Source organism: Geomonas propionica (genome assembly GCF_016458235.1).
Lineage (GTDB): Bacteria > Desulfobacterota > Desulfuromonadia > Geobacterales > Geobacteraceae > Geomonas > Geomonas propionica.
The window spans coordinates 249,448-272,046 of the sequence record NZ_JAEMHK010000006.1 but is presented as its reverse complement, the minus strand read 5'-3'; the positions used below and the strand labels follow the sequence as shown (position 1 = coordinate 272,046).

Here is a 22,599-nt window from a genome sequence, read left to right as displayed (position 1 = left end):
CGAATGAGCAGGAAGGCTGTCTTCACCCGTGCCTTCAGTGGTTCTACGGCGACCTTCGCCTCGGAGATCACGGATGTCTTGAGAGACTTGACGAGGTGGCGGCGGCTCCCGAAATGGGATCGGATGTCGGTGGGAATCGACATGAAAAAGTAGAAGTGTGATCCCCTGCGGTACAGGTATTCGGCTACGGAAACCATGAGTCCAGCCTCCCCAAAGTTGTACAATTGATAGTACGCATTGGAAAGCTGGACTGCATGTCAGCCTGCAACCAACTGGAATCACTATGTAAAATTGGCCGTCAGATCCCGAGCGTCAAGCTACTTCAACCGCACCAAAGAGCGCTTCTTTCCGGACGGGTTCGAGAAGGGGTGGCCGATCAAGTGATGGCCAGGCGCCGTTGACAACTGACAACTGACACTCGAGTGCCTGATACGAGAGGAGCCGCCATTTACCAATGGCGGCTCCTCTTTTTTCGGGATCAGATTATGCGTTTATCGGGTGACGGGATTTATTTCAGCAGCGGCTCCAGCCTCTTCAGATCAAAGCCTCGCACGATGCTGCCGTTAATGATGAAGATGGGAGTGGCGTTCAACCCCAGATCCTTGGCGATCTGTTCGTGTGCCTGTTGCAACGCGATCCCCTCGGGCGTGATCTCCGACAGCTTCCACTTGTCGAAGCTCCCTGTCGCCACCTCCTGGTAGACCTTCTCCTTGTCCTTGGCGGAGAGGATGTACTGCACCTTTCCCTTGGATTCGGGATGGCTTTTCAGCGGGATGAAGAAGACGTAGCGGGTGACATCGCTGCGCTTTTGGAAGTAGGCCTCGGCCTTCTTGCAGAAGGGGCAGTCCGGGTCGGTGAACTCTACGACCATGATCTTGCCGTTGCCGACCTTGACGGCCTTGCTGAGGTCCAGCTCCTTGGCGGAAACCAAGGTGGCCAAGATCAGCACAAGGAGGGGGGCGACGAGCCAAAGGCCCAGTCGCTTCAACGTTGCACCGCTTATTGTTCGCATCACTATCCCCTTACCTGAAAACCGGTGAACTCGCCGGTGTATTCACCCTTTTTTTCGATCAGTTCATCCACCCTAGCCAGCTCCGGCCCCCGGCGGCACCACTGTACCATGGCGAGCACGTCCGCTTCCTCGCCCTCGAAACAGGCCTCGACCGAGCCGTCGGAGAGGTTGCGCACCCAGCCGCCTACCCCGAGCTGCTGCGCGGTACGGGCGGTGTGGTGACGAAAAGCCACCCCCTGGACCCTGCCCCGCACGATGAGGCTCGCCCTTATTTTCATTTTTCCCCCAGCTCCTTGGAGCGGGCCACGCAGACGTCGACGGCGTTGATGGTGGCGGCGCGGAAGCCGTCGCGGTCCAGCGAGTGCATGGCGGCGATGGTGGTCCCTCCCGGCGAAGCGACGTTGCTCTTCAGTACCGCCGGGTGCTCGTGGCTCTCCAGGAGCAGTTTCGCGGTGCCGTAGACGGTCTGGGCGGCCAGTGCGGTTGCCACGTCGCGGGTAAGGCCGTGTTTGACCCCGGCGTCGCTGAGCGCCTCGATGAAGGTGAGCACGTAGGCCGGCCCGCTTCCGGAAACGCCGGTGACTGCGTCGAGAAGTTTCTCGTCCACAACACAGGTGGTGCCGACCAGGTCGAAGATCCTGCGCGTGAGCACCAGGTCATCCTCGGTGGCGTTGTAGCCGCGGGAGATCGCCGATGCTCCCTGGAGCACCAGCGCCGGTGTGTTGGGCATGACCCGGACCACGCGCGCGCCGGAGCCGAGCATGCCCTCGATGGCGGCGCTTTTCACCCCGGCCATGATGGAGATGAACAGCTTTTCGGTGAGACCTGCGCCGAGGGCGCCCAATATCTGGGGCGCTACCTGGGGCTTGACCGCCAGGATGATGGTGTCGCTGATCCGGCACAACTCCGCGTTGTCCGCGATCACCTGTACGCCGTAGCGTTCGGCGAGCAGTTTGCGGCGCGCTTCGGACGGTTCGGACACGGCAAGTTCCGCAGCCGGCACGCCTCCGGCCAGAAGCCCCTTGATGATCGCCTCCGCCATGTTGCCGCCGCCGATGAACCCTGTTCTCTTCTCCATGTCCTCGCCTCCCTTTCCTGAAGGATTTAGTTCAAAGATAGGTAATAAATCCGGCACCAAATGTCAATAGAATTGATTTCTTTTAATTATCCAGTTTGTGGTGCGAGTGCCGGTTGTTGCCGGCTGTTATTGGGTTAGACTGAGACGCGGAGGTGCGACGTGTTCAAAGGCATTACCGGCAACGTGCTCGTGCTGGGACTGGTGAGTTTCTTCACCGATGTCTCCAGTGAGATGATCTACCCGCTGCTCCCTCTGTTTCTGACAGGCCAGCTCGGGGCGGGCCCCGCTTTTCTCGGCGCCATTGAAGGCGTTGCCGAATCAACAGCCTCGCTCCTGAAGCTGCTTTCCGGCATCGTGTCAGACCGGGTGCGCAGGAGAAAGCGCCTGGTACTGTTGGGGTACTCGATATCGAGTCTCATGCGCCCGCTTATAGGGAGCGCGACCTCGGCCCTGGCCGTGCTGCTGATCCGCACCGGCGACCGGGTCGGCAAGGGGATCCGTACCTCGCCCCGCGACGCGCTCATCGCCGACTCGGTCGATCCCTCGCTGCGCGGCAAGGCCTACGGCTTCCACCGCTCCATGGACCACGCCGGCGCCCTGGTGGGACCGCTTCTGGCCACCTTCCTGCTCGCCTATTTCGTCAAGGACCTGCGCCAGTTGTTCTGGCTGGCCGGGATCCCGGGGCTCGTCGCCGTGCTCCTGATCGTCTGGAAGGTGAGCGAGACCGAGCACTCGCCGCTGCCAAAGACGGGGCTGCGGCTTGCCATGCTGCCTCCCGGCAGGCTGAGAAGGTACCTGCTGGTCCTGTTCCTTTTCACCCTGGGCAACTCCTCGGATGCCTTCTTGCTGCTCAAGGCCGGCGCCGTCGGCACGCCCACCTATCGTCTCCCGCTTTTGTGGGCCTTCTTCCACCTGGTGAAGATGCTCTCCTCGATGCCTTTCGGCGCGCTCTCCGACCGCATCGGCAGACGGTCCGTGATCGTGGCCGGCTGGTGCGTCTATTCCCTCTCGTACCTGGGCTTCGGGATGGCGCATAGCGAATGGCAGATCTGGCTCCTCTTCGCCGGGTACGGTCTGTTCTTCGGGCTCACCGAGGGGAGCGAGAAGGCGTTCCTGGCGGACATGGCACAACCAGGAGAGCGCGGGGCGGCCTTTGGCTGGTACAACTTCGCGGTCGGCGCCGGCGCCCTGCCCGCCAGTGTCCTCTTTGGCTTCATCTGGCACAGCTTGGGCTCCGTAGCCTCCTTCCTGTACGGCGCTTCCCTCGCTGCCGTCGCCGCGCTCCTGCTGCTTTTCCTGGTCAAACCTGCCCCTGCCTGCCCCGAACGCGGTTGATCTTTGCGTCACTGTTACCGTTTCATCACGTACCAGCGGCGGCAGTCATCGTTCAGTTTCGGGGTTGCGAAAACCGAGGCTCCGTGACAATTGGATGAACCTCTCTCTCAACTGAGCTAAGTTCTCTCAGCACCCTTCTTGATCCCCGTCTAGTTCCTATAACAAAATCTACTGCTGTTTTCGATTTTTCCTAAAGTCACCATAACCGCTGCCGAGAAGTATCCCTGTGTCACAAAGAGCCGCTGATACAGAAAGCTGAGTCAATATCCCGGCTTGAGAACACTGTCACAGTCATACTTTTGTCACCATCAGGCTCCCAACAGAGGTCCATTGTCTGCAACTGATAGAGCCATAAGGGATTTTGTGTCATGGCCCAAAGGTTGCACAACTGGTTGAGCGAGGATGTACTGCGCGCGAGTATTCAGGGCATGCGCGAAGCCCTCGTACTGTCATAGGCTCCGGCTGCGGATTGTGTTAAATATGTTTAATTTTTATTCGTCTGATTGGAAAAAAATTTATGGTCAAAGCAAATAAAACCGGCATGAACTTGCGTAATGAAATTTCTGTTGTAACTTTGGCAACAGTGCAAGTTATGCCAATGTCCCAATTGTTAACTTCTTTTAGTGATAGTTAATGTGACAGTGGCCGCTGTGCTGCTCTCACCACACAGACCCGACCCAAAGTTTTTCCTGATTATATAACAGTAACAACCAGTCTGATAATGCAGGTATAGCGCATCCGGTTTCCTTCTGTCGCAACTCGACCGGGGCCGCGGCGCGTCCTGCGCGTGCAAGCTAAAAACACCACGAGGAGGTATCCGCAGCTTTTCCAGAAACAGGATCAAGAGACGTTGGAGATGCAATAACGAATGGAAAGGAGGTTGAATTAATGGGGATCAAACGGGTTCCACTAGTACTTCTGTGTATGTCCCTGCTCCCGGCCAGCGCCGGTTTGGCCGCGGAAATACATGGCAGAAGTTCCACCCAGTTCCAATCATTCAATAACCAATTGTTGAATGACACTCGTCAGGTTGAGCTGGCCGAATATCTGCGGTTCTCAATCACCAACATCGACAACGATGGAAAGTTCTCGATCCAAGGCTACGGCAGGGGATCGCAGGATTTCACCAATGGTGAAGGGCTGAACGGCAGGCTCTACTACCTCTATGGTGACTACCGCGGGTTGTTCGACAAGATCGACTTCAAGATCGGCCGCCAGTTCGTGAACCTGGCGGCGGGCAGCGCCATCATAGACGGCGCCCAGGTAGACCTGAAAAACGTGGGACCGGTGGCCTTCACGGTCATGGGAGGCCACGAGGTGGTTTACGGCCTGAACGGCGAGTTCGGCGACGCGAGCAACACCGTGTTCGGCCTGAGCGCGTACCTGACCGGCTTCAAGACCACGGACGCGGAGTTGAGCTGGTTCCGCAAGCTGGACGGCAGTAACGTCACCAGGGACATCGTCGGCGGCTCCTTCAAGCAATACGTGCTGAACAACCTGAAGGTCTACGGCAACGCCAAGTACGACACTACTGCCGAAGCCTTCAATGAGGTGCTGGGCGGGCTGAAGTACTTCCCCAGATCCGACCTCATCTTCACGGGCGAGTACTACAAGAGTTACGCCACCTTCGACGCCACCTCGATTTACTCGGTCTTCGCGATCAACGATTACCAGGAGGCGGTGTTCAGGGCCGACTACATCATGAACGACAAGCTGTCGCTCAACCTTGGCTACAACCGGCAGTGGTACGGCGATGACGGCCACGCCAACGTCTACGAGGCCGGCGCCAGCGTCCGCCCCATCGAACCGCTCAAGGTGAGCGTCGAGTACGCCAATCGCAACGGGTACTACGGCAGCACCAACGGCGTGATCATCGATGCGAGCTACGACGTGACCAAGGAATCCCAGGTCGCGGGCGGCTTCACCTACGACGTCTACCAGCGCGACTCCCTCACCGGCGAAGAGACGGCCCGCAGGTACTGGCTGGGCAGCAAGTACAAGCTCGCCAGCAACATGGCGGTTTCGGGCCGCATTCAGGACGACGTCAATGCGCGCTACAACAACAACGTCTCTGGCCGGCTGACGTTCGATTACAACTTCTAGAAAGGGGGTGCTACTGTGAGGAAATTGTTGTTTGTTTGCATGCTGTGCTTGATGTCAGCCTTGTATGCCCAGCAGGCGTTGGCCGAGAAACAGCAGCACAAGGAATATGCGGAGATGAAGGTCTCCGAGTGCAACGATTGCCACAAAGGCGACGGCGTTGCGCCAAACCACGACGGCGATTGGCTGCGCAACCACCGCAACCTGGCCAGCAAGGCCAACAATAACTGCGGTCAGTGCCATACCCAGTCGTACTGCCTGGACTGCCACCAGGGCGGTGGCATCAATGCCGATCTCACCAGGTCCACCTTCGGCCGGGACTACGTCCCCAAGAGCCACAGAAGCGACTTCGTGAACCTGCACCCGCTTAAGGCCCAGGACAACCCGCAACGCTGCCTGCGCTGTCATGACCAGAAGTACTGCAACTCCTGCCATGCGCGCTTCCCCAAAGGGAGCATGAGGATCAAGTCGCACCTGATGCTCGGCCCCAACAACCAGCAGTACGCGCCGGCCTTGGGCGAGCATGCCATCGAGGCGCGCCGCAACCTGCAGTCCTGCCAGACCTGTCATCCGGAAGGCGATGTCTGCATCCAGTGCCACGCCAGCGGCAAGACCAACCCGCATCCCCGCAACTGGAAAAGTATCAGCTCTAACTACAGGGACAAGGCCGGCAACAAGGTGTGTCTGAAATGCCACCTGCCGGGAACTTTTTAATCGCGTGTAACCAATCAACGAAGGAGGATTGAGCATGAGTAAAAGGGTATTCAAGTATTCAGCCGTAATCGCCTCGCTACTGATCACCGCCGTCTTTGCCGGCTGCGGTACCAGCAACAAAGAGGGGAACCTCACTCTTGGTGATGTCGCCAAAGTAAGTGAGACCGCATGCGCACAGTGTCACGGCTCTTCCATCAATAGCCAAAGTGGCATGCCCATCTACTCGGAGTACGTCCAGTCGAAGCACTTCCTCAACGGTGTCGGTGAAGTGGTCGGCTGCCAGGACTGCCACGGCGGCGGCGCTCAGCATAACGGCGTCGGCCCCCTGCCGTACGACGGCAAGGACGGTCGTCTCAACCCCGACCAGGCAGGTAAGTGCTTTGGTTGCCACAAAAACTCGTTCCTCGGGCTGTTCAACGCGAATAAGGTGCCTACGGCGATTCAGAAGGCCCATTTCTACAACATCACGGGTGCCGGCACCCATGATGCGATGTACGTGACCAAGAACTTCGAGAACGGCTGCACCGCCTGCCACGAGCCGCACAACCCGCTGCTGGGCAAAGGTGCGGCCGAGCGCAGTGCTTGGGCGACTTCCGGTCACGGCAAAGTTTCCAACGCACCGTTTGCCGACGAGGATTTCAAGGAGAATACAAGCTGTATCCGCTGCCACACCTCGACCGGCTACGTCAACTTCCTGAACTCCGGTTGGACCCTTCCCACCACCACCTGGGCAACCGCCGGGGACAACGGTCGTGAGGTCCTGACTTGCCGCACCTGCCACGTGAACGACAGCTTCGCGGTCCGTGGAACCACCGCATTCAAGATCCCGTACAACAACGGTAACTTCCCGAAACAGCTGCCGAGCATCGGCGAGAGTAACATCTGCGTCGCCTGCCACTCCGGCCGCGAAAACGAGGACACCATCGCCGCGGTTACCAACTTCACCAATGCCACCTTCAAGAACTCGCACTACAAGGCCGGCGCTGCCCTGATGTACCTCTCCGCGGGCTTCAGAAGCTTCACGTCTCTTGACACCGTGGTCGGTACCAGCACCTACCGGAAGACCCTCTATCCCGACAGCACCTCTGTGCCGGCCTACGGTGTTACCGGCGGCGTGACCTCGACCCATCGCAAACTGGGCACCACCGCAATCAACGGCGATGGCCACAATACAGCCTTCTTCGTTCCGGGTGTGCTGGACGACAACGGTCCGTGCGTCACCTGCCATCTCAACGCTAGCGGCGTAGCCGATCGCCCGGCTCATGGCCATACTTGGAAGATCAACCAGGATGCCGTCGCCCAGGTGTGTATCAATTGCCACGCATCCGAAACGACTGACAACGTCACCGGCTTCGCTAGCCAGGCTGCCCTGGACACCTTCCTCGAGGAGCAGGCCTTGGTGTCGGAGAACGCGCTGGGCCTGATCCAGAACCTCCTGCTGACCAAGTACAAGATCAGCTACAACCCTGATGTCTACCCGTACTTCTATGACGAGAACCTGCCGCTGGTCAATGGCAGCAAGCAGCAGGTAAAAGACTGGACCCGTGGGCTTGGTAACAACGCCGCCGGCAATCTGTTCGGGAAGAGGTTGATGGGTGCCGCGTTCAACCTGCAACTGATCGTCAAGGATCCTGGCGCCTTTGCCCATGCCCGCACCTACGTGCGTCGCCTGATCTATGACTCCATCGACTGGCTCGACAACAATAAGCTGGACTTCTCCGTAAGCGCTACCGCTACCGCCTATGATCCGGTTCTTTACCAGAAGGGTGCGCAAGCTTTCACTGGAGATGTGACCCTGCTAACAACGACCCTTTATGCTCCCACTACCGATGCCATGACGTACCTGCTTGGTTATAGCCGCGGCACTGGCAAATGGAACAATCCTGAACGTCCGTAGGTAGTTCAACGAAGGTTGTAAAACCCGCCCCGCCTCGCAAAGAGGCGGGGCTTTTCCATTGGTTGGCGGGTGCTGTCCTCGCCGTCGCGGCACCACGAGGCTCAAGAAGCGAACCATGATGCTCCATCTCCACAAAAACCGCATCGCACCGACTTGCATCGTCTTTTCCGTGGTGGCGCATCTGGTCTTGCTACTTCCCTTCTGGAAATACGGCAGGTACGACTTCGGCAACCCCGTTAGGCCGTTGCAAGCGGTGATGGTTGATCTGGCCCAGGCAAGCCCAAAGGCCGGGCTCGTGCGTCAGCCAAAGATGGCACAGGCCGTGAACGTTGCTCAGGTGCAGGCGGCAACAGCGACTATGGAGGATCACCCCAAAGGCGGCAACGCTTTTGAACCGCAGCGGGAACCGATACCTTTCGCAGCACCGAAAGGGGCCGCTGAGCCGACGGTACCACGTGTCCCCGAACCACGCGCGGAGAAGACAATTGCAGAGGTAAAGGACGCCGGCATGGGTGCGCCGGTGCACGTCCTGCGGAAAACGTCGGTTGCCTACCAAGTTCAACCGCCATTGCGGCAGGTTGATGAGTTCCTGGCGGCGGCCAAGGAGCGGCTCACATATCAGATCAGCATGTTCAACCTGCCGGTGGGGAGCGCCGAACTGGAGGCGAAAAGGGAGAACGGGGAGGTGCGCTTCACCCTGAAGGTGAAATCTTCGCCTGCGCTGTCGGGGATCTACCCCGTCGACGACCTGGTCGAGACCCGCCACATCGGGGGTAATTACATCCTGACCCGGATCCAGCAGCGGGAAGGGAGCTTCCGAAGCGACCGTGGCTTCACCCTGATGCTCCGTGACAAGAAGGTGTTCTGGATCGACCGTCTCACCAGCCGCAGCTCGAACGAGACCATCCCCAGTAGTGATGTGACCGACATCATCTCCGGGCTTTATTATCTGCGCAACCGCCCGCTGGAGGTGAGCGAGACGGAAACACTCCACGTCTACGACAGTGACACCTATACCGACCTCCCCATCCAGGTGCTGCGGCGCGAGCGGATCGATCTCCCCGGTTTCAGAAAGCTCGATACCATTGTGATCAAGCCGCTGCTGAAGACCGAGGGGATCTTCAAGAGGACGGGAGAAGTCACCATCTGGCTCACAGATGATGTTCACCGGGTGCCGGTTAAGGTGGAAACGCAGATCTCGCTTGGGAAGGTGACTGTCGCGCTGATAGCTTCTGACACTGAAACGGACGGAGCTGCCTCTGAAGCTGTCTCAGCAAAGGCTGACACAGAGTAAATAACCCGTGAACCTGTCATACCTTTTTGTTACACTATCGGCATGAGAGTTCCGATAGTTGCCGTTTTGACAGTCCTCTTTTTCACAACTCCGTCACCGGCGGCAGAAATTGGCGCGCCGAAACTCTCCAATCCCTTCGATTCCCCTATCCTTTCTAAGCCATCCGTGCCCGCCGCCTTCTTCGACACCACACGCTTTTTGAGCAACGCGGGGCTTACCTATGCCGCCTCCCCGGTCCTTATGCTGGAACCGGAGTTGGGGATAGTCTACCGCGGCATCGAACAGGAAATGCACGGGGGGCTCGAGCAGTCGACGCACCGGCTGCATGCACGGGCAGGATGGAAGGTTTCCCTTTCCGAAACCCTCTATTTCTCTGCCGCCGCCAAATTTTCCATCTTGACCATCGAAAACACAGGTGCGAGCACCGTGGATGAACTGGGTACTCGGCCGGGGAGTGGCGGGCATGTGGGCTACGACTTCAGCAACCCTGCCCGGGCGCCGCTGCGATGGACCGGCGAGGTGGGGGTACGGTTGTCGCCGCGCACGGACCTGATGCTGTACTATGACCAGGACCCCGTCACGGGGTGGTCTTCCACGGGACAGCACCAGGAAGAGCGCGTCGGCACCCGGTTCATCTTCAGGTTCAAATAGCGGACTGGCTCCGCCAGGTGCCTGACCCCTTAAAGGAGGACGTGTGAGCCAGCTCCTATCCATCGACCAGGGCACGACCAGCAGCAGGGCCACCCTCTACGGCAGCAGCGGCGAGGCTCTCGCCACCTTTTCCCAGCCGCTCACCCAGCACTACCCGAAGCCGGGGTGGGTGGAGCACGACCCGGAGGAGATCTGGCGCGGCCAGCTCGACTGCATCCGCGAGGCGCTCGCAGGGGCGGCACAGGGGGGCGTGGCCGGCATCGGCATCACCAACCAGCGCGAAACGACGGTGATCTGGGAACGCGCCACCGGCAAGCCCTTGCACCGGGCCATCGTCTGGCAGGACCGGCGCACGGCCGAGTTCACGGAAAGTTTGAAGCGGGAAGGGGTGGAGCCGATGGTACGGCAGCGGACCGGGCTGCTGCTCGATCCCTACTTCTCGGCCAGCAAGCTCTCCTGGCTTTTGGACACCGTACCGGGACTCAGGGGGCGCTGCGAACGGGGGGAGGTCTGCTTCGGCACCGTCGATTCCTGGCTCATCTTTAGGTTGACCGGCGGCAAGAGCCACGTCACCGACCTCTCCAACGCGAGCCGCACCATGCTCTTCAATATCCAGACCCTGGAGTGGGACGAGGAGCTGTTGCGGCTTTTCAAGGTCCCACGCGCCATGCTCCCGGAGGTGCTCGGCAGCGCCGCCCACTTCGGCAGTACCAGTGCCGATCTCCTCGGAGCGGAGATCCCCATCACCGGCGTGGCGGGCGACCAGCAGGCAGCGCTGTTCGGGCAGGCGTGCTTCACGCCCGGGATGGCCAAGGCGACCTTCGGCACCGGCGCCTTCGTGGTCATGAACTGCGGCGCCCGACCGGCGGGCGGGGAGGGGGTCCTCTCCACCATCGCCTGGCGGCTCCCGGGGGAGCCGGTGCAGTATGCCCTGGAGGGTTCCATCTTCATCGCCGGGGCCGCGGTGCAGTGGTTGGAGGAGGGGCTGGGGATGATCGCAGGCCCGGCGGAGGTCGAGGCGCTCGCCCGCAGCGTGGCCGACACCGGCGGGGTCTACTTCGTGCCCGCGCTCTCGGGGCTTGGCACCCCCTACTGGGACCCGTACGCCCGAGGGGTAATCGCCGGTCTCACCCGCGGCAGCGGCAAGGCGCACCTGGCGCGCGCCGCCCTGGAGGCGATCGCCTTTCAGACCCTGGATGCCATCCGCGCCATGGAAGGGGCGAGCGGCATCCCGCTGAGCGAGCTGCGGGTGGACGGCGGAGCGACGCGCAACGACCTCCTCCTGGAGATCCAGGCCGACCTTCTGGGCGTTCCGGTGCTCCGGCCCCGTTGCACCGAGAGCACCTCGCTTGGGGCGGCGTTCCTGGCGGGAATCGGTGCCGGGGTGCTGGACACGGAGCAGATCGGGAGGCGGTGGGCTCTGGACCGGCGTTTGGACCCCGCCCTTGCCGCCGAGCGCCGCGAGGAAATGTATCGCGGCTGGAAAAAATGCGTGCAACTGTCGCTTGGTTGGGCTAAGTAAGAAGGGCGCTGGAAGATAGGCGTTAAAGACAAACCGAATTTAACGCAAAGACGCAGGGTCGCAAAGAAAAACCGGCTCAGCAAGCCAAACCCAGTTGGGAATCAATCCCGGTGGAGGCAGCCGCAGTCCAAAAGATTTTCCTTTGCGCCCTTGCGGCTTTGCGTTAAAAAACCGATTTTGCTTTTGGAGGCTGTGAGTGACGGACCGCAGCGCGAATCTGGAGATACTGAAAAGCGGGCGCACCTTCGACATGCTGGTGATCGGGGGGGGCGCGACCGGGTGCGGCATCGCGGTCGACGCCGCCAACCGCGGCCTGTCGGTGGCACTGGTGGAACGGGGCGACTTCGGCTGCGGCACCAGCAGCAAGAGCACCAAGCTGATCCACGGCGGGGTGCGCTACCTGGAGTCGGCGGTGCTGCACCGGGACCGGGTGCAGTTCAACCTGGTACGCGACGGGCTGCGCGAACGCAACATCCTCTTGAAGATCGCCCCCCATCTGTGCCACCGGCTCACCCTGGTGACCCCCCTGTATGGCCTGGTCCAGGTCCCCTACGTCTGGGCCGGCCTGAAGCTCTACGACTTGCTGGCGGGAGAGGCGGGCCTTGGCCACAGCCGCTTCGTCGGTCGCGGCGAAATGCTGCGCCGCTTCCCCATGATCCGCGGCGAGGGGTTGAAGGGGGGGGTGCAGTACTGCGACGGGCAGTTCAACGACGTGCGCATGAACGTGGCCCTGGCCCAGACCGCAGCGAGGGAAGGGGCGGTAATCGGCAACTACGTGGAAGTGGTGGCGCTCATGCGGGAGAAGGGGAAGGTGGCGGGCGCCCTGGTGCGGGACCCGCTGGTGGGGGCCTCCTGGCAGATCCGGGCCCGCTGCGTGGTGAACGCCTGCGGTTCCTCCGCCGACATCGTGCGCCGCCTGGACGACCCGACCGCCGCTTCGCTGCTCAGGGTTAGCCGCGGCATCCACATCATCCTGCCCGGGCGCTTCGCCCCCGACGGTGCCGGGGTCATGGTGCCGAAGACCGATGACGGCCGCGTGCTCTTCATCCTCCCGTGGGAGGGGGCGTGCCTGGTGGGGACGACCGAGGAGCCGGCCGAGGCGGGCGAGGTGCCGGTGGCCAGGGAGAAGGACGTCGACTACCTGCTGCGCCACCTCCGGCGCTACTTCAAGTTGGGCGCGAAGGCCAGCGATATCACCGCCTCATGGGCGGGGCTGAGGCCCCTGGTGCACGACCCGTTCACCGCCGACACGGCCGAGCTTGCCCGCGACCATGTGGTGAGCTGTTCCCCGACCGGGCTTATCACCATCGTCGGCGGCAAGTGGACCACCTACCGCAAGATGGCTCTGGACGCCGTCGATTTCGCGGTGAACAAGGCGGGACTGACGCCGCAGCACCCCTGCCGCACCGACCGGATCGTGCTGCAAGGGGGGGAGGATTTCACCGAGGCCCTGCTGCAGGAACTGGAACGAAAACACGGCTTCCCCCCCGACGTGACCCAGCACCTGCACAGCTCCTACGGGGACCAGGCCCTTAAGGTGGCACAGTACTGCCAAGGGGCGCTCAGCGGCAGGCTCGTCCAGGGGCACCCCTACCTCAAGGGGGAAATTCTCTACGCGGCGCACCATGAGATGGCGCTGCGTGCAGTCGACTTCCTGGAGCGGCGGGTACCCTTGGCCCTTTTGGACCGCAGGGGCGCCCGCGCGGCGGCTCCGGAGGTGGTCGCGCTGATGGCCGCGGAACTGGCCTGGAATTCCGAGCGGCAGAGGCGCGAGCTCGAGGAGGTTGCCGACGCCCTGCGCGAGGTGTGAAGGGGCTGGCTCCGTTCCGGTGCCTGTCCCTCTGGCTGAACGCTCCGTTCGGCTCAGCCACCTTACTAAAGCCCTAAGGGGACAGGCACCTGGCGGAGCCAGTCCCCTCCTACGGAGGACACGGATCGCCAGTAGAGCGAAAAAGGGGGCTCCTGTCTTTGGACAGGGGCCCCCTTTCTCGTTTCCGGTTTCGGGTACTGCTAGATGTGGCAGGCCGCGCAGAGGCGTCCGGTGTTGGTCACCGTGACCTGGGTGCGCCCGGTAGTGAAGCCGACGAAGCCCTGGTAACCGAAATTCTGGGGGTTGGGCGTCGTCGGGGTGGTGCCGGTGATCCTGGTGCTGCCGGCGCCGGCGTTGATGGTCGGCGGAGACCCGTTGCCGTGGCAGACGGGGATGATGCATTCCGCCGCGCCGTAGGTCTGGACGTACGGGGCGTGCGCGGGGAGGATGGTGGGCATGGCGATTCCCGCCCGGACCGTGAACCGCGGCGGGAACCAGTCTAGCGGGTGGACGGAGAAGGCGTTGCCGGCGTGGCAGCTCGAGTCGACGACGCCGGGTTGGTCGTCGAAGCAGGAAGGGCCGGAGTTGGCTACGCCACGGTAGTCGGTGCCGTGGCAGAGGCTGGTGGCGCAGCTTTGCGTCGCGGAGCGGGCCTGGTCCGGAAAGGTGGTCGCCAGGGCTCCCGTGGTGAGGGCGCTGATATCGATCCCGGTGGCCGCCACCCGCTGCCTGATCCACTGACCGTGCAGGGCATAGTCGCGCCCATCCCATTCCAGCGGGTGGACGTCGACCTGGTTGCCGAGGTGGCAACTGGTGCAGGCGACCTTGGAGATGCCGCCGCTGAAATCGGTGCCGTGGCAGGGCGCGCAGTCCTCGAGGTGGCCGATGGCCGCTACCGCATGCCGGGCCGGCACCCAGTCGGAGGGATGGGCACCCTTGTCGGGATCGAAGTTGGCGTGGTTGTTGTTATCCCCGCAGCCGACAAGCGACAGGACCAAAAGGCACCAAAGCATGGCAAGAGCTTGAGTTGGTCTGTTTACTTGTGACATGTTTTGCACCTCTCATTGTTTTGCCGCCCGTGGCATTTCAGGCAGGAAGCGGGGTTGATCCTCCCCTCAACCCTGTGACGGCTGAGGTAGTCGCCCCGGTGAGGCAGCGACAGTTCGGGCCGGTCCTTGTACTTGTCGCTGGGCTTGATCTCTTCCTTGTGCGCGTGGCACCGGACACAAAAGGACTCCTTGTGGCAGGTGTTGCAGGCTTCGCGCTGCTGGGCCGCGTAGATCTTATGCTTCAGGTAGAAGTCCTGGGTCTGGTGGCTGAGCGCCGTCCACTGGTCGGTGTGGCATTCGGCACACCGGGGCAGCCCCTTGACCTCTTCCGGATGGACGCGGGCGATGCTGTTGGTATTGGCGCAGGCGTAAAGGAAGGAGAGCATGATTCCCACTATCATTAGATACGCTGTATTTTTCACTATTTCCCCTCCTTTCCAACGCCGAAGGCATAGCTGAGCCTGATCAGGCCGCGCAGTTCGTTGTCGAAGTCCGCACTGCGGATGTAGTCGACGTCGGCTGCGACCCTGAGGTTTCGGCTGAAATCATACCCGGCGGCAGCCGCCAGGGAAAAGGTGTTCTCGCGCCCGCTGATGCTGCCGTCGAAATCGACGTCGAAGAAGTCGAGGGTGAGGTCGGCGGGACCGAACTTCTGCGTGGCCCAGGCGCGGTACTGGTTGTAGCGCAGCCGGTCGGTCGATCCGTCCATGCGATGGAAGGACAACCCGGCGGCCAGCCCGGTGGTGGTGCTGAAATTGCCGGTAACCCCGTAGTAGTCCGCTCTGCCGGCCAGGTCGTACTCGTAGCGGTTGTACTCGGCGGAGAGGCCGATGTTCTTGGTGGCGTTGAAGCCGACGCTGCCGCCGACGTTCCACATCTCTTCGTCCGGTGCGATGAATCCGTTGGTGAGGCTCAGCGTGTTGGTGGTCACCTGGTAGAAATAGTCCTCGTAGTGGACGTTTTGCAGCGATGCCGAGACCCGGAGTGCCTCGGTGGGGGTGAAGCTGGCCGTGTAGGCGTGCTCCATCCACCCTTTGGTGAGCGAGTTGTAGGTGGAGCGACCGGTGATGTCCACCATGGCGACCGGGTGCAGCCACAGGTCCACCCCCTCCTCCTCGCGGATCCCTTCGCCGTTCACCTGGTTCCTCAGGGCGCTCACCCCTATCGAGTAGTACTTCGGCATGGAGTGGGCGAGGCGCCCACCGTAGATGAGGTCGCCGCCGTCAAAATCGGGCTGGGTCACCACCGGGTTGCCGACATACGCCGCCCCGGTGAAGCCCCCGAGCAGGTCGGTCCTCAGGTAGAGCCCGTCGATGCGCTCGGTCCCCACCCCCTCGACCACCCACTGCCGCCCCGCGTTGGCGGTGAAGTTGCCGCGGTTGGCGCGATAGCTCAGGAAGCCGTACTGGATGTCCCCGTCGGTGCGGTGTTCGAAGCTGCGGTCACCCAGGTCGACCCGCCCCCAGCCGCCGATCTCCAGCGAGATCGCGCCGGGGCCGGCGGCGTCGCTGGCGGATAAGTTCAGGTATTCGTAGAGCGGGAACAGGTTTTCGTCGAATACCCCCTCCCTCATGCGCAGGATGGTCTCTGAATTCCCGTTTATCGCGGTGGCGTCGGCACTTTGGTGGCCGAGGACAACCAGCGAGCAGGCCAACAGGATGCTCGCCACCGCCTTGCATGCGCCTGGGGGCGCCGGTGTCGTTTTTCTCTCTTTGATTTTCAAGACATTTCCTCCTTTCATGGTTCGATCTGGTTACCGTGGGGAAATGCAGTTGCAAATGAAACCGGGGGCGCTAGCGCCCCCGGCAGGTTACAGGTAGAGCATCACCAATTCAGGAGCAACTTCACCATGCGTGCCGCGGAGCTGCCCGTGGTGAGGCTGGACGGCACCAGCGCCGGGCGGTTCTGCCCATGCATGATGATCACGTCGGCCACCCTGCCCTGGCCGTGGCACAGGGTGCACTGCTCCGTGGCCGACGGCAGGGTCGAGCGGGCGACGCCCATGTTGGTAAAGGACGGTCCGGCCAGGGCCGCGCCCAGTTGCGCGCCGTTGGCGTTCATGTGGGCCTTGGCGAGCGGGGTGTCGTGGCAGGAGACGCAGGCCGCGGTAACGGGCGCCACTACCAGGTCCTCATTGTTCGGGACGGTGGCACGGGCCGCGGTGAGCGTTGCGGTGGTCGGGGTGGCTACCGACGCGGCACTCCTGGTCACCTCGGTCGAGGGCAGCACTCTCGGGCGCAGCGCCTCGATCACGTCAGGTGTGTAGCTCTGCTGGGTGACGTGGCAGGCGTCGCAGTTGCCCAGCATGTTCGGGAAGGTGACTTCCTCGCCGGCGATCAGGGTGATGCTGGCGCTCGGCCCGTTACGCACGTCGCGGATCGGGTTGGTGCGGGTCGCGCCGGCATGGATGCCGTGGATCAGATCCTTGAAGTTGTTGGAGAACTCGGGGAAGGTGAGCGCGTACCCCGGGGTCGCCTTGTTGAAGGCCGGATCCCACGTGGTCAGGATGCCGAGCTGGATCTGGGTGAAGGCGAAGCCGGCGAGCTTGGCGTCGCTGATGGTGCGCCCCGATGTGGTGAGGTTCGGGTTGTGGCAGGTCACGCACACCTGGGTCTGGTAGACGCGCTGGCCGCCGTGGGCCTCGAAGAATTCGTGGCAGTTTTTGCACTTGTCGGGATCCACCACGGTGCGGCGCATCGCGTCACCGGTGACCGGGATGATCACCGCGCGGGTGTGGCGGCCGGCGATGGAGGCGTCGAAGCCGGTCTGGGTCCAGTAGCTTTGCATGGCGACCGCGCGCATCTGGGCACCGGCCGGGAAGGCCGATGCGGAGTTGATGGTGGCGGTGTAGAAGCCGCTGCTGTCGGGGCCGGCGATGTTCCCTATCGCCGCGTTGGCGGTGTTGAGCAGCGTGGTGATTGAGACCGTGTCAGGCTGCGCCGCCACCTTGCCCAAGTTGTTGTAGTCCGCCGGTACCGCACCGGCGGTTTCCTGCTGCGGTTTCGCGTAGGCAAGGATGAAGCTCGGCCCGCCGGTGAAGCCGGCGAGGGAGGTGGTGAGCCCCGCGGCGGGGGTGGCCAGGGTGACCGGCGTGCCGTTGCCCAGGATGCGGAACTTGATGGTCAGGTTGTTGCTGCCGTCCACGGTTGCGCTGGAGAGCTGGTATTCGAAGCTGGTCAGGCCGGCGGGAGCGACCGGGTTGAGCGGGCTCACCAGGGCCTGTGCGTGCGATTCGGTGATCGCCGTCGGCGTGTGGCAGGCGTTGCAGCTCGCGTCGTTGGTGTAGACCGGATGGGCCGGGCCGGTGGTGTTGGTGCCGGTGGCGAAGTCGATGTTGTCGTGGCAGCTGCCGCAGGCCTTGCGGTTCGGCATGGTGCGCCAGTTGTCCCCCTGCGGGGTTACCGCCAACTGCTGCGCCGTCTCGCCGCGGTGGCACTTGCGGCACAGGGCTGCACTTTCAGGGTAGGCGATCTCGTTGAACTGGATCCCGGCGTAGTTGTAGCCGGTCTCGGTCAGGTTTTCGCCCATGTGGATCTTGTGGATCAGGGTGACGAACTCGCCCAGGATCTGCGCCTCGCCGGTGGTGGGGTCGGTGACGCCGGCATCGGCGGTCACGTAGGTGGTGCCGGTGAAGGCACCCGCGGTGGCGGTCGAGATGGCCCTGCCGTAGGCGCGCTGGCTGGTGTGGCAGAGCACGCAGTAGCGGGTGTCCACGCGGCCGGCGTGCGGCGTGGTGATGCCCAGGCCCCACCCCTGCTGGTTGAGGTCGGTCGGGTCGCCCGGGTTGCCGTGGCACTCGTTGCAGTACTTGGTGAGCACGATGTTGCGCTCGGCCGCACCGGTCGTCGACGAGGTCACCCTCGCGCCGGTGGCGGGGATGAAATCGTACACGATGTTGATGGCGTTCTTGTAGATCAGCTGCGGCGAGGTGTTGACGATGTTGCCGCCGTACTCGATCACCAGGCGGTGGGTGAGGGTCGGGTCGTAGGTCAGGTCGCCCAGGTCGTTTCTGCGGTTGTTGCCGCTGAAGGTCATGGCGTTGACCTGGCTCTGCACCAGTTTGATGTCACGCGCGAAGGTGTAGCGGAACTTGCCGTCGCCAAGGGACTCGAGCTTCCCTTCGCGATCCCTGGTCGGTCTGGTGGCGGTGGGGGCCGAGCCGTCGGTGGGGGCGGTGGTCACGATGTAGCTGACCCAATGGGACGGGGTGCCGTTGCTGGCGGGGATCAGCTTGGCGATGGTGAAGGCCAGGTTGCTCAGCTGACCCGAGGCGTTCCTCCTGCCGATTCCCTCCACCGGCTGGCCGCTGGCGGTCTTCAGCGTGAAGGTGACCACCGGCGGGCTCTGGATGGTGACGCTGTTGACGGTGCTGTTTTGTTGGTCGAAGGTTATATTGGCCTGCTGGTCTGCAGTCGAGGAGCTGAGGTTGGTGAATACGCCGCTGCCCGCAGGGCCTTGTGCGCCCCTGGGACCCCGGTCCCCTTCGCAGCCGCCCAGCAACAAAGCTGTGGCCGCGGTCGATGCAACCAAGAAAGCTGAGAACCGTTTCAAAAGCTTGTCTTGCATAAATCCTCCTTGTCTCTGGGTGTCGCATGAAGGCTGCTTCTGGACCCGGAAAGAAAGCCACGCAGATACTGCTTAGGGGGGGATCTCGGTAACGGCGGGATTTATGAGCTGTCGTAGTCCGTCACGATCATGTGAACACCTCCTGATTATTATTAGAGATTTCAAACATAAGGTAGAAACTTAGCAGTTGTTCATGAAATAGCAAGGGCGGCACGCGTTTTTTGTAACGGCTTTGAACCTGCGGCGTGATGAGGGGCGTGCGTGTTTCGGGGTGTCGGAACCGACGCTATTGCGGGGCAATAACACCTTGAATCGGGTGGGTCCGTGGGATAGAATGCAAGGTGGCTGGCATGATTTATGAAGAAGGGGGTGGGTGTCGAATTTGACGTTTCAGGTCAGACAGGGAAGTGCTTCCAAACGGAGAACCGAATGGGCATCACGGTGATATTTGAAAACGGGGAAGAAAAGAAAGTCCCTACCTATATGCTTGATTACCTGATCCGGGAAAATAAGATCGTCGCTTTTCAGAGGTCTTCCGGGTGGGTTCACATCGGGCGTGACCCGATACGGAAGTCGCAGCAGCCTCTCACCCGGGCGGGAGAAAGGTGGAGCGACTTCCTTTTCAAGAGAAAGCAGGCATGACGCTACATCTCGTGGCCTAGGCCACCCTCAGTGCCGGGCACCGCTTGAGGCATTCCAGTCGTTTCGCTCCGGCTGCCTCGAGCGGGACCCGCTCCATCATCAACCCCACCTCTTCGGCAAAACTAATGGCACTGCGTACCGTCCTGGCGTAGGACTCGTCGTCCTCGGGCTGGGTTTCCGGAAGATATACCCTGGTGCGGTGGCTTTGCGTGCCGTAGATGGCTGCGAAAACCTCCTTCCCTTCCCCTTTGCGCAGAGAGCAGACGTACCCCTGGCAGCTTTCCTGTCCCCCGGTTCCCTCGGGAGAGAGGTAGGCGTTGTTGATGGAGTGGTGCAGTTCCAGGACCTCCGCGGCCGGGCAGTCGATGGCGTCCAGGCCGGTTTCCAGCAGGAACCGGACCGGTTCTCCGTCGTCGCTGGCCGAGAAGAAACCGCCCTGCAGGTCCCCCAGGGGTACGAAGGACGTTTCCTGCTCTCCGAACGAGAAGCTTCGGGCTGCTTGGGCCGGTTGGGCCGGCTGGGGGATCTTCGCAGCGTCAGTGGGTGTATCCCAGGGATGTCCCGCCTGTGGCGGCGCCTGCGACTCCGAGAATGGGGGGAGCGTCTCGGTGCCGGTCGGGCCGGGCTCGGCGCCGGCATCCTGAAGTCCCGACAGGACTCGCGCCGGCAAGGATTCCTCCTCCGGCCTTTCGGATTCCGCTTCCGGCCTTGCGGATTCCGCTTCCGAGCTCTCGGATTCCGCCTCCTGGCACCCTTCCAACACAGCGATCCGCTGCAGGGCGGCATCCCTCTCGGCCTCCAGTCGCTCGAGTTCCTGCCCCAACTGCGTCGCTCTCGCCTCGGCTGCCCGCGCCTGCTCCTCTTCCATGGCGGCAAGGCGCGCCAGCGCGGCGTCCCGGTCCGCACCAGCCTGCTCCAGGTCCTGGCGCAGCCGTTCCAGGTCCTGACGCAGTCGTTCCAGGTCGGGATCGGCTCCCTTTTTTTCGTTGCGAGTCGCGACCCGCTTCAGCGCCGCATCCCTTTCCGCGGTCATGCCCGCCAGTTCCCGACGCAGGGCGTCGAGTTCTTGCTCCTGCTTCCGTGCAGACTCTTCCAGTGCCTCGGCCCGTTGCAGGGCACCGGTCGCCTTGGTGGCCGCGGCCTCAAGTTCCCGGCGGGCCTCCTCTAGTAGCGTAACGGTTTCCTTGTGCTGCTGCGCGGCTGTCCCGGCGTCTGCCAGTGCCGCGTCTCTTTCCGTCATAAGCCGGGCGATGTCCTGCCGGGTCTGGGCCAAGCTTTCCAGCATCGCGCTGTGCGCACGTGTCAGGTCCGCGTTTTCCTTGGTCAGCGCCTCCAGCGGAAGGCCCTGGTCTGCGTAACGCTTTTCCAACTGGGCGATCACAGAGTCCTTTGCCGCCACCAGTTCGTCGGCCTGTCGTTGCTGGTCGCGCAGCGCGTCTCTTTCCCGGGCCAGTTCCTCACCGGACTGGCGCGCGGCGGCCAATTGGTCCGCCGTCTCGTGGTGCTGTGCCGTGAGCCGCTGCAACTGCGCGGTCAGGGTGTCACGCTCGGTTGCCAGGGCTAACTGCTCGCGCTGCTGTTGGGCCAACGCCGCGAGCAGTTCGCCGCCCTGGCTCTCTTCCGCCGCTGGCGCGGCCATCGCGGCGACGACGGGCACCGGAGCGGGAGTGATTACAGGCGCAGGGATGGCCACAGCCGGTTCGGGAGCCTCGCACGCGTCTTTGCCGAGGATGGGGAGGACCGGGGCGCCCGCCAGGCCGTGCTTGAGGCCTCCGGTTCCCTTGCTCCCGGGAAGGCGCAGGACCTTGGTGTTGCGCACCACCACCTCGCGCATGGCCGGGCTGTAGCTGAGATCGACCTGTTCGGGGGCGAACCCCATGGCCTTGGCACAATTCAGCCCTTTTTGGATTTCTCGGGGATATTCCTGCTCGTTTTTACCTTTGCCGGGGGTGGAGTAGACGTAGATGCGGTGATCGTTCACCACCAGCGCGAGGTAAACCTTCACCAGGGTCTTTTTTCTGACGGCACAGAGGTAGGCCTCCATGGTGTCGGAGCGTTTTTCGGATCTGCGGGGAATGGGGGCGGAGCGGTAGAGAGCGAGTACATCCGCTTCGGATACTTCGATACAGCCTATGGTACTATCGAGTGCCAGCATAAGACCTCCAGTATCCGCTGCTCGGTTACCGAACAAAAAAGTCGGGTTGCCTAATATGATATTTCGGCAACCCGGCTGTCTTCGTGAGACCCAATGGGCTTTCCGCCCCACCCTCGCGAGTGGTTTAGTATTATCGTGTATCGATTCTGTATGAGGGGGCGCCGGCGCGGGCTGGCTGCCTATGTGTAGGGCATTGAATACATTACACTATTGAGGGGCGTTATAGCAACTGGCATTTGCTGAAAGGGCATGTCGCCGGTTACAGTCGGCAACCGCCTGTTTGCAACGGCGACGGAAGGGAGGTTTTGCAAATCCTGCCGGACGGCAAGTTGACTTTCATGTGGAGCTGCATAGAATCGTATACAGAAAAAACGGCTCCTTTTTAATGGGGCCGGGGGCACGTTCTTCATGATAAAATGATTGATATGACACGAAAATAACTGCGAACTGGATGTGTAACTGGAATCTTCATTATTTTGTTGTGGCAGGGCAGGGGGATTTCATGGCGAACATAGAGCACGATGACAATGGGTTTACCTGTGAGTGCGGCTTGCGTAACGAGTACCCCGGTTACGTGCAGGCCCACTGGAGCGTCAGGTTGTCGTATTCCTGCGCTTGTCAAAGGCAGTACATCCTTTACCGGGGCACCGTGGTGAAGACCTCCCGCGAGTCCGCTGAGATTTCCGACAGCGAAGCCTTCGGCGACTGAGCCGTCACGTCCCGTCCCCGGTCCAGCCTCTGCATGCCTCCCACTTCAATGCCCTTCCCCTCTTG

Annotated in this window: 19 protein-coding genes and 1 riboswitch; of the genes, 10 read left to right on the top strand and 9 right to left on the bottom strand. The window is 62.0% G+C overall.

Annotated features, from left to right (window positions below; all coding sequences use genetic code 11):
- The 4 genes from JFN90_RS10400 to proC all read right to left on the bottom strand — a co-directional run.
- Positions 1 to 197: DUF6538 domain-containing protein (locus tag JFN90_RS10400; RefSeq protein ID WP_199395053.1), on the bottom strand; the 197-nt coding region annotated here is incomplete at its 3' end.
- A 311-nt stretch (positions 198 to 508) separates the two neighbouring features.
- A complete protein-coding gene (locus JFN90_RS10395) occupies positions 509 to 1,012 on the bottom strand; it encodes a DsbC family protein (RefSeq protein WP_199395052.1) in 504 nt (167 codons plus the stop codon).
- A 2-nt stretch (positions 1,013 to 1,014) separates the two neighbouring features.
- On the bottom strand, positions 1,015 to 1,290 hold the full coding sequence (locus JFN90_RS10390; RefSeq protein WP_199395051.1) for an acylphosphatase: 276 nt from the start codon (positions 1,288 to 1,290) through the stop codon (positions 1,015 to 1,017).
- Positions 1,287 to 2,090, bottom strand: coding sequence for a pyrroline-5-carboxylate reductase (gene proC, locus JFN90_RS10385; RefSeq protein ID WP_199395050.1), 804 nt, complete (start codon positions 2,088 to 2,090; stop codon positions 1,287 to 1,289). Before proC ends, JFN90_RS10390 begins: the two co-directional genes overlap by 4 nt.
- Before the next feature lie 159 nt (positions 2,091 to 2,249).
- Between proC and JFN90_RS10380 the strand changes: the two genes are divergently transcribed.
- The 8 genes from JFN90_RS10380 to JFN90_RS10345 all read left to right on the top strand — a co-directional run bounded on the left by JFN90_RS10380 (position 2,250) and on the right by JFN90_RS10345 (position 13,413).
- The gene (locus tag JFN90_RS10380; protein WP_199395049.1) at positions 2,250 to 3,425 is read left to right on the top strand and encodes an MFS transporter; all 1,176 of its coding nucleotides are present in this window, start codon (positions 2,250 to 2,252) and stop codon (positions 3,423 to 3,425) included.
- Positions 3,426 to 4,313: 888 nt separating this feature from the next.
- The gene (locus JFN90_RS10375) at positions 4,314 to 5,528 is read left to right on the top strand and encodes a hypothetical protein (RefSeq protein WP_199395048.1); all 1,215 of its coding nucleotides are present in this window, start codon (positions 4,314 to 4,316) and stop codon (positions 5,526 to 5,528) included.
- Between the two features lie 15 nt (positions 5,529 to 5,543).
- Positions 5,544 to 6,239 carry a cytochrome c3 family protein gene (locus JFN90_RS10370; RefSeq protein WP_199395047.1) on the top strand — a complete coding sequence of 232 codons (696 nt, stop codon included), beginning with the start codon at positions 5,544 to 5,546 and terminating at the stop codon, positions 6,237 to 6,239.
- Positions 6,240 to 6,273: 34 nt separating this feature from the next.
- The gene (locus JFN90_RS10365; protein WP_199395046.1) at positions 6,274 to 8,136 is read left to right on the top strand and encodes a hypothetical protein; all 1,863 of its coding nucleotides are present in this window, start codon (positions 6,274 to 6,276) and stop codon (positions 8,134 to 8,136) included.
- Between the two features lie 115 nt (positions 8,137 to 8,251).
- On the top strand, positions 8,252 to 9,430 hold the full coding sequence (locus tag JFN90_RS10360; protein WP_199395045.1) for a DUF3108 domain-containing protein: 1,179 nt from the start codon (positions 8,252 to 8,254) through the stop codon (positions 9,428 to 9,430).
- Positions 9,431 to 9,595: 165 nt separating this feature from the next.
- Positions 9,596 to 10,081, top strand: coding sequence for a hypothetical protein (locus JFN90_RS10355; protein ID WP_236018935.1), 486 nt, complete (start codon positions 9,596 to 9,598; stop codon positions 10,079 to 10,081).
- 43 nt (positions 10,082 to 10,124) lie between these two features.
- Positions 10,125 to 11,603 (top strand): glycerol kinase GlpK, encoded by a 1,479-nt coding sequence (gene glpK / locus JFN90_RS10350; protein ID WP_199395043.1) that lies wholly within the window; start codon positions 10,125 to 10,127, stop codon positions 11,601 to 11,603.
- Between the two features lie 196 nt (positions 11,604 to 11,799).
- Positions 11,800 to 13,413 (top strand): glycerol-3-phosphate dehydrogenase/oxidase, encoded by a 1,614-nt coding sequence (locus tag JFN90_RS10345; protein WP_199395042.1) that lies wholly within the window; start codon positions 11,800 to 11,802, stop codon positions 13,411 to 13,413.
- 200 nt (positions 13,414 to 13,613) lie between these two features.
- Here JFN90_RS10345 and JFN90_RS10340 read toward each other — a convergent pair whose 3' ends face one another.
- The 4 genes from JFN90_RS10340 to JFN90_RS10325 all read right to left on the bottom strand — a co-directional run bounded on the left by JFN90_RS10340 (position 13,614) and on the right by JFN90_RS10325 (position 19,028).
- Positions 13,614 to 14,462: a cytochrome C gene (locus JFN90_RS10340; RefSeq protein WP_199395041.1), complete on the bottom strand. Its 849-nt coding sequence runs from the start codon at positions 14,460 to 14,462 to the stop codon at positions 13,614 to 13,616.
- A complete protein-coding gene (locus JFN90_RS10335; protein WP_199395040.1) occupies positions 14,450 to 14,884 on the bottom strand; it encodes a cytochrome C in 435 nt (144 codons plus the stop codon). The genes JFN90_RS10340 and JFN90_RS10335 overlap by 13 nt, the downstream gene beginning before the upstream one ends.
- A complete protein-coding gene (locus JFN90_RS10330) occupies positions 14,884 to 16,185 on the bottom strand; it encodes a porin family protein (protein WP_199395039.1) in 1,302 nt (433 codons plus the stop codon). The genes JFN90_RS10335 and JFN90_RS10330 overlap by 1 nt, the downstream gene beginning before the upstream one ends.
- Positions 16,186 to 16,286: 101 nt before the next feature.
- Positions 16,287 to 19,028, bottom strand: coding sequence for an OmcA/MtrC family decaheme c-type cytochrome (locus JFN90_RS10325; protein ID WP_199395038.1), 2,742 nt, complete (start codon positions 19,026 to 19,028; stop codon positions 16,287 to 16,289).
- Between the two features lie 429 nt (positions 19,029 to 19,457).
- On the opposite strand from JFN90_RS10325, the gene JFN90_RS10320 reads away from it, so the two are divergent.
- Positions 19,458 to 19,670, top strand: coding sequence for a GSU3473 family protein (locus JFN90_RS10320; protein WP_199395037.1), 213 nt, complete (start codon positions 19,458 to 19,460; stop codon positions 19,668 to 19,670).
- A gap of 16 nt (positions 19,671 to 19,686) precedes the next feature.
- Here the strand turns inward: JFN90_RS10320 and JFN90_RS10315 are convergent, their stop codons facing one another.
- A complete protein-coding gene (locus JFN90_RS10315) occupies positions 19,687 to 21,825 on the bottom strand; it encodes a coiled-coil domain-containing protein (RefSeq protein WP_199395036.1) in 2,139 nt (712 codons plus the stop codon).
- A 62-nt stretch (positions 21,826 to 21,887) separates the two neighbouring features.
- A riboswitch (cyclic di-GMP riboswitch) is annotated at positions 21,888 to 21,964 on the bottom strand.
- Positions 21,965 to 22,327: 363 nt separating this feature from the next.
- On the opposite strand from JFN90_RS10315, the gene JFN90_RS10310 reads away from it, so the two are divergent.
- A complete protein-coding gene (locus JFN90_RS10310) occupies positions 22,328 to 22,534 on the top strand; it encodes a hypothetical protein (RefSeq protein WP_199395035.1) in 207 nt (68 codons plus the stop codon).
- The last annotated feature ends 65 nt before the right edge of the window (positions 22,535 to 22,599 follow it).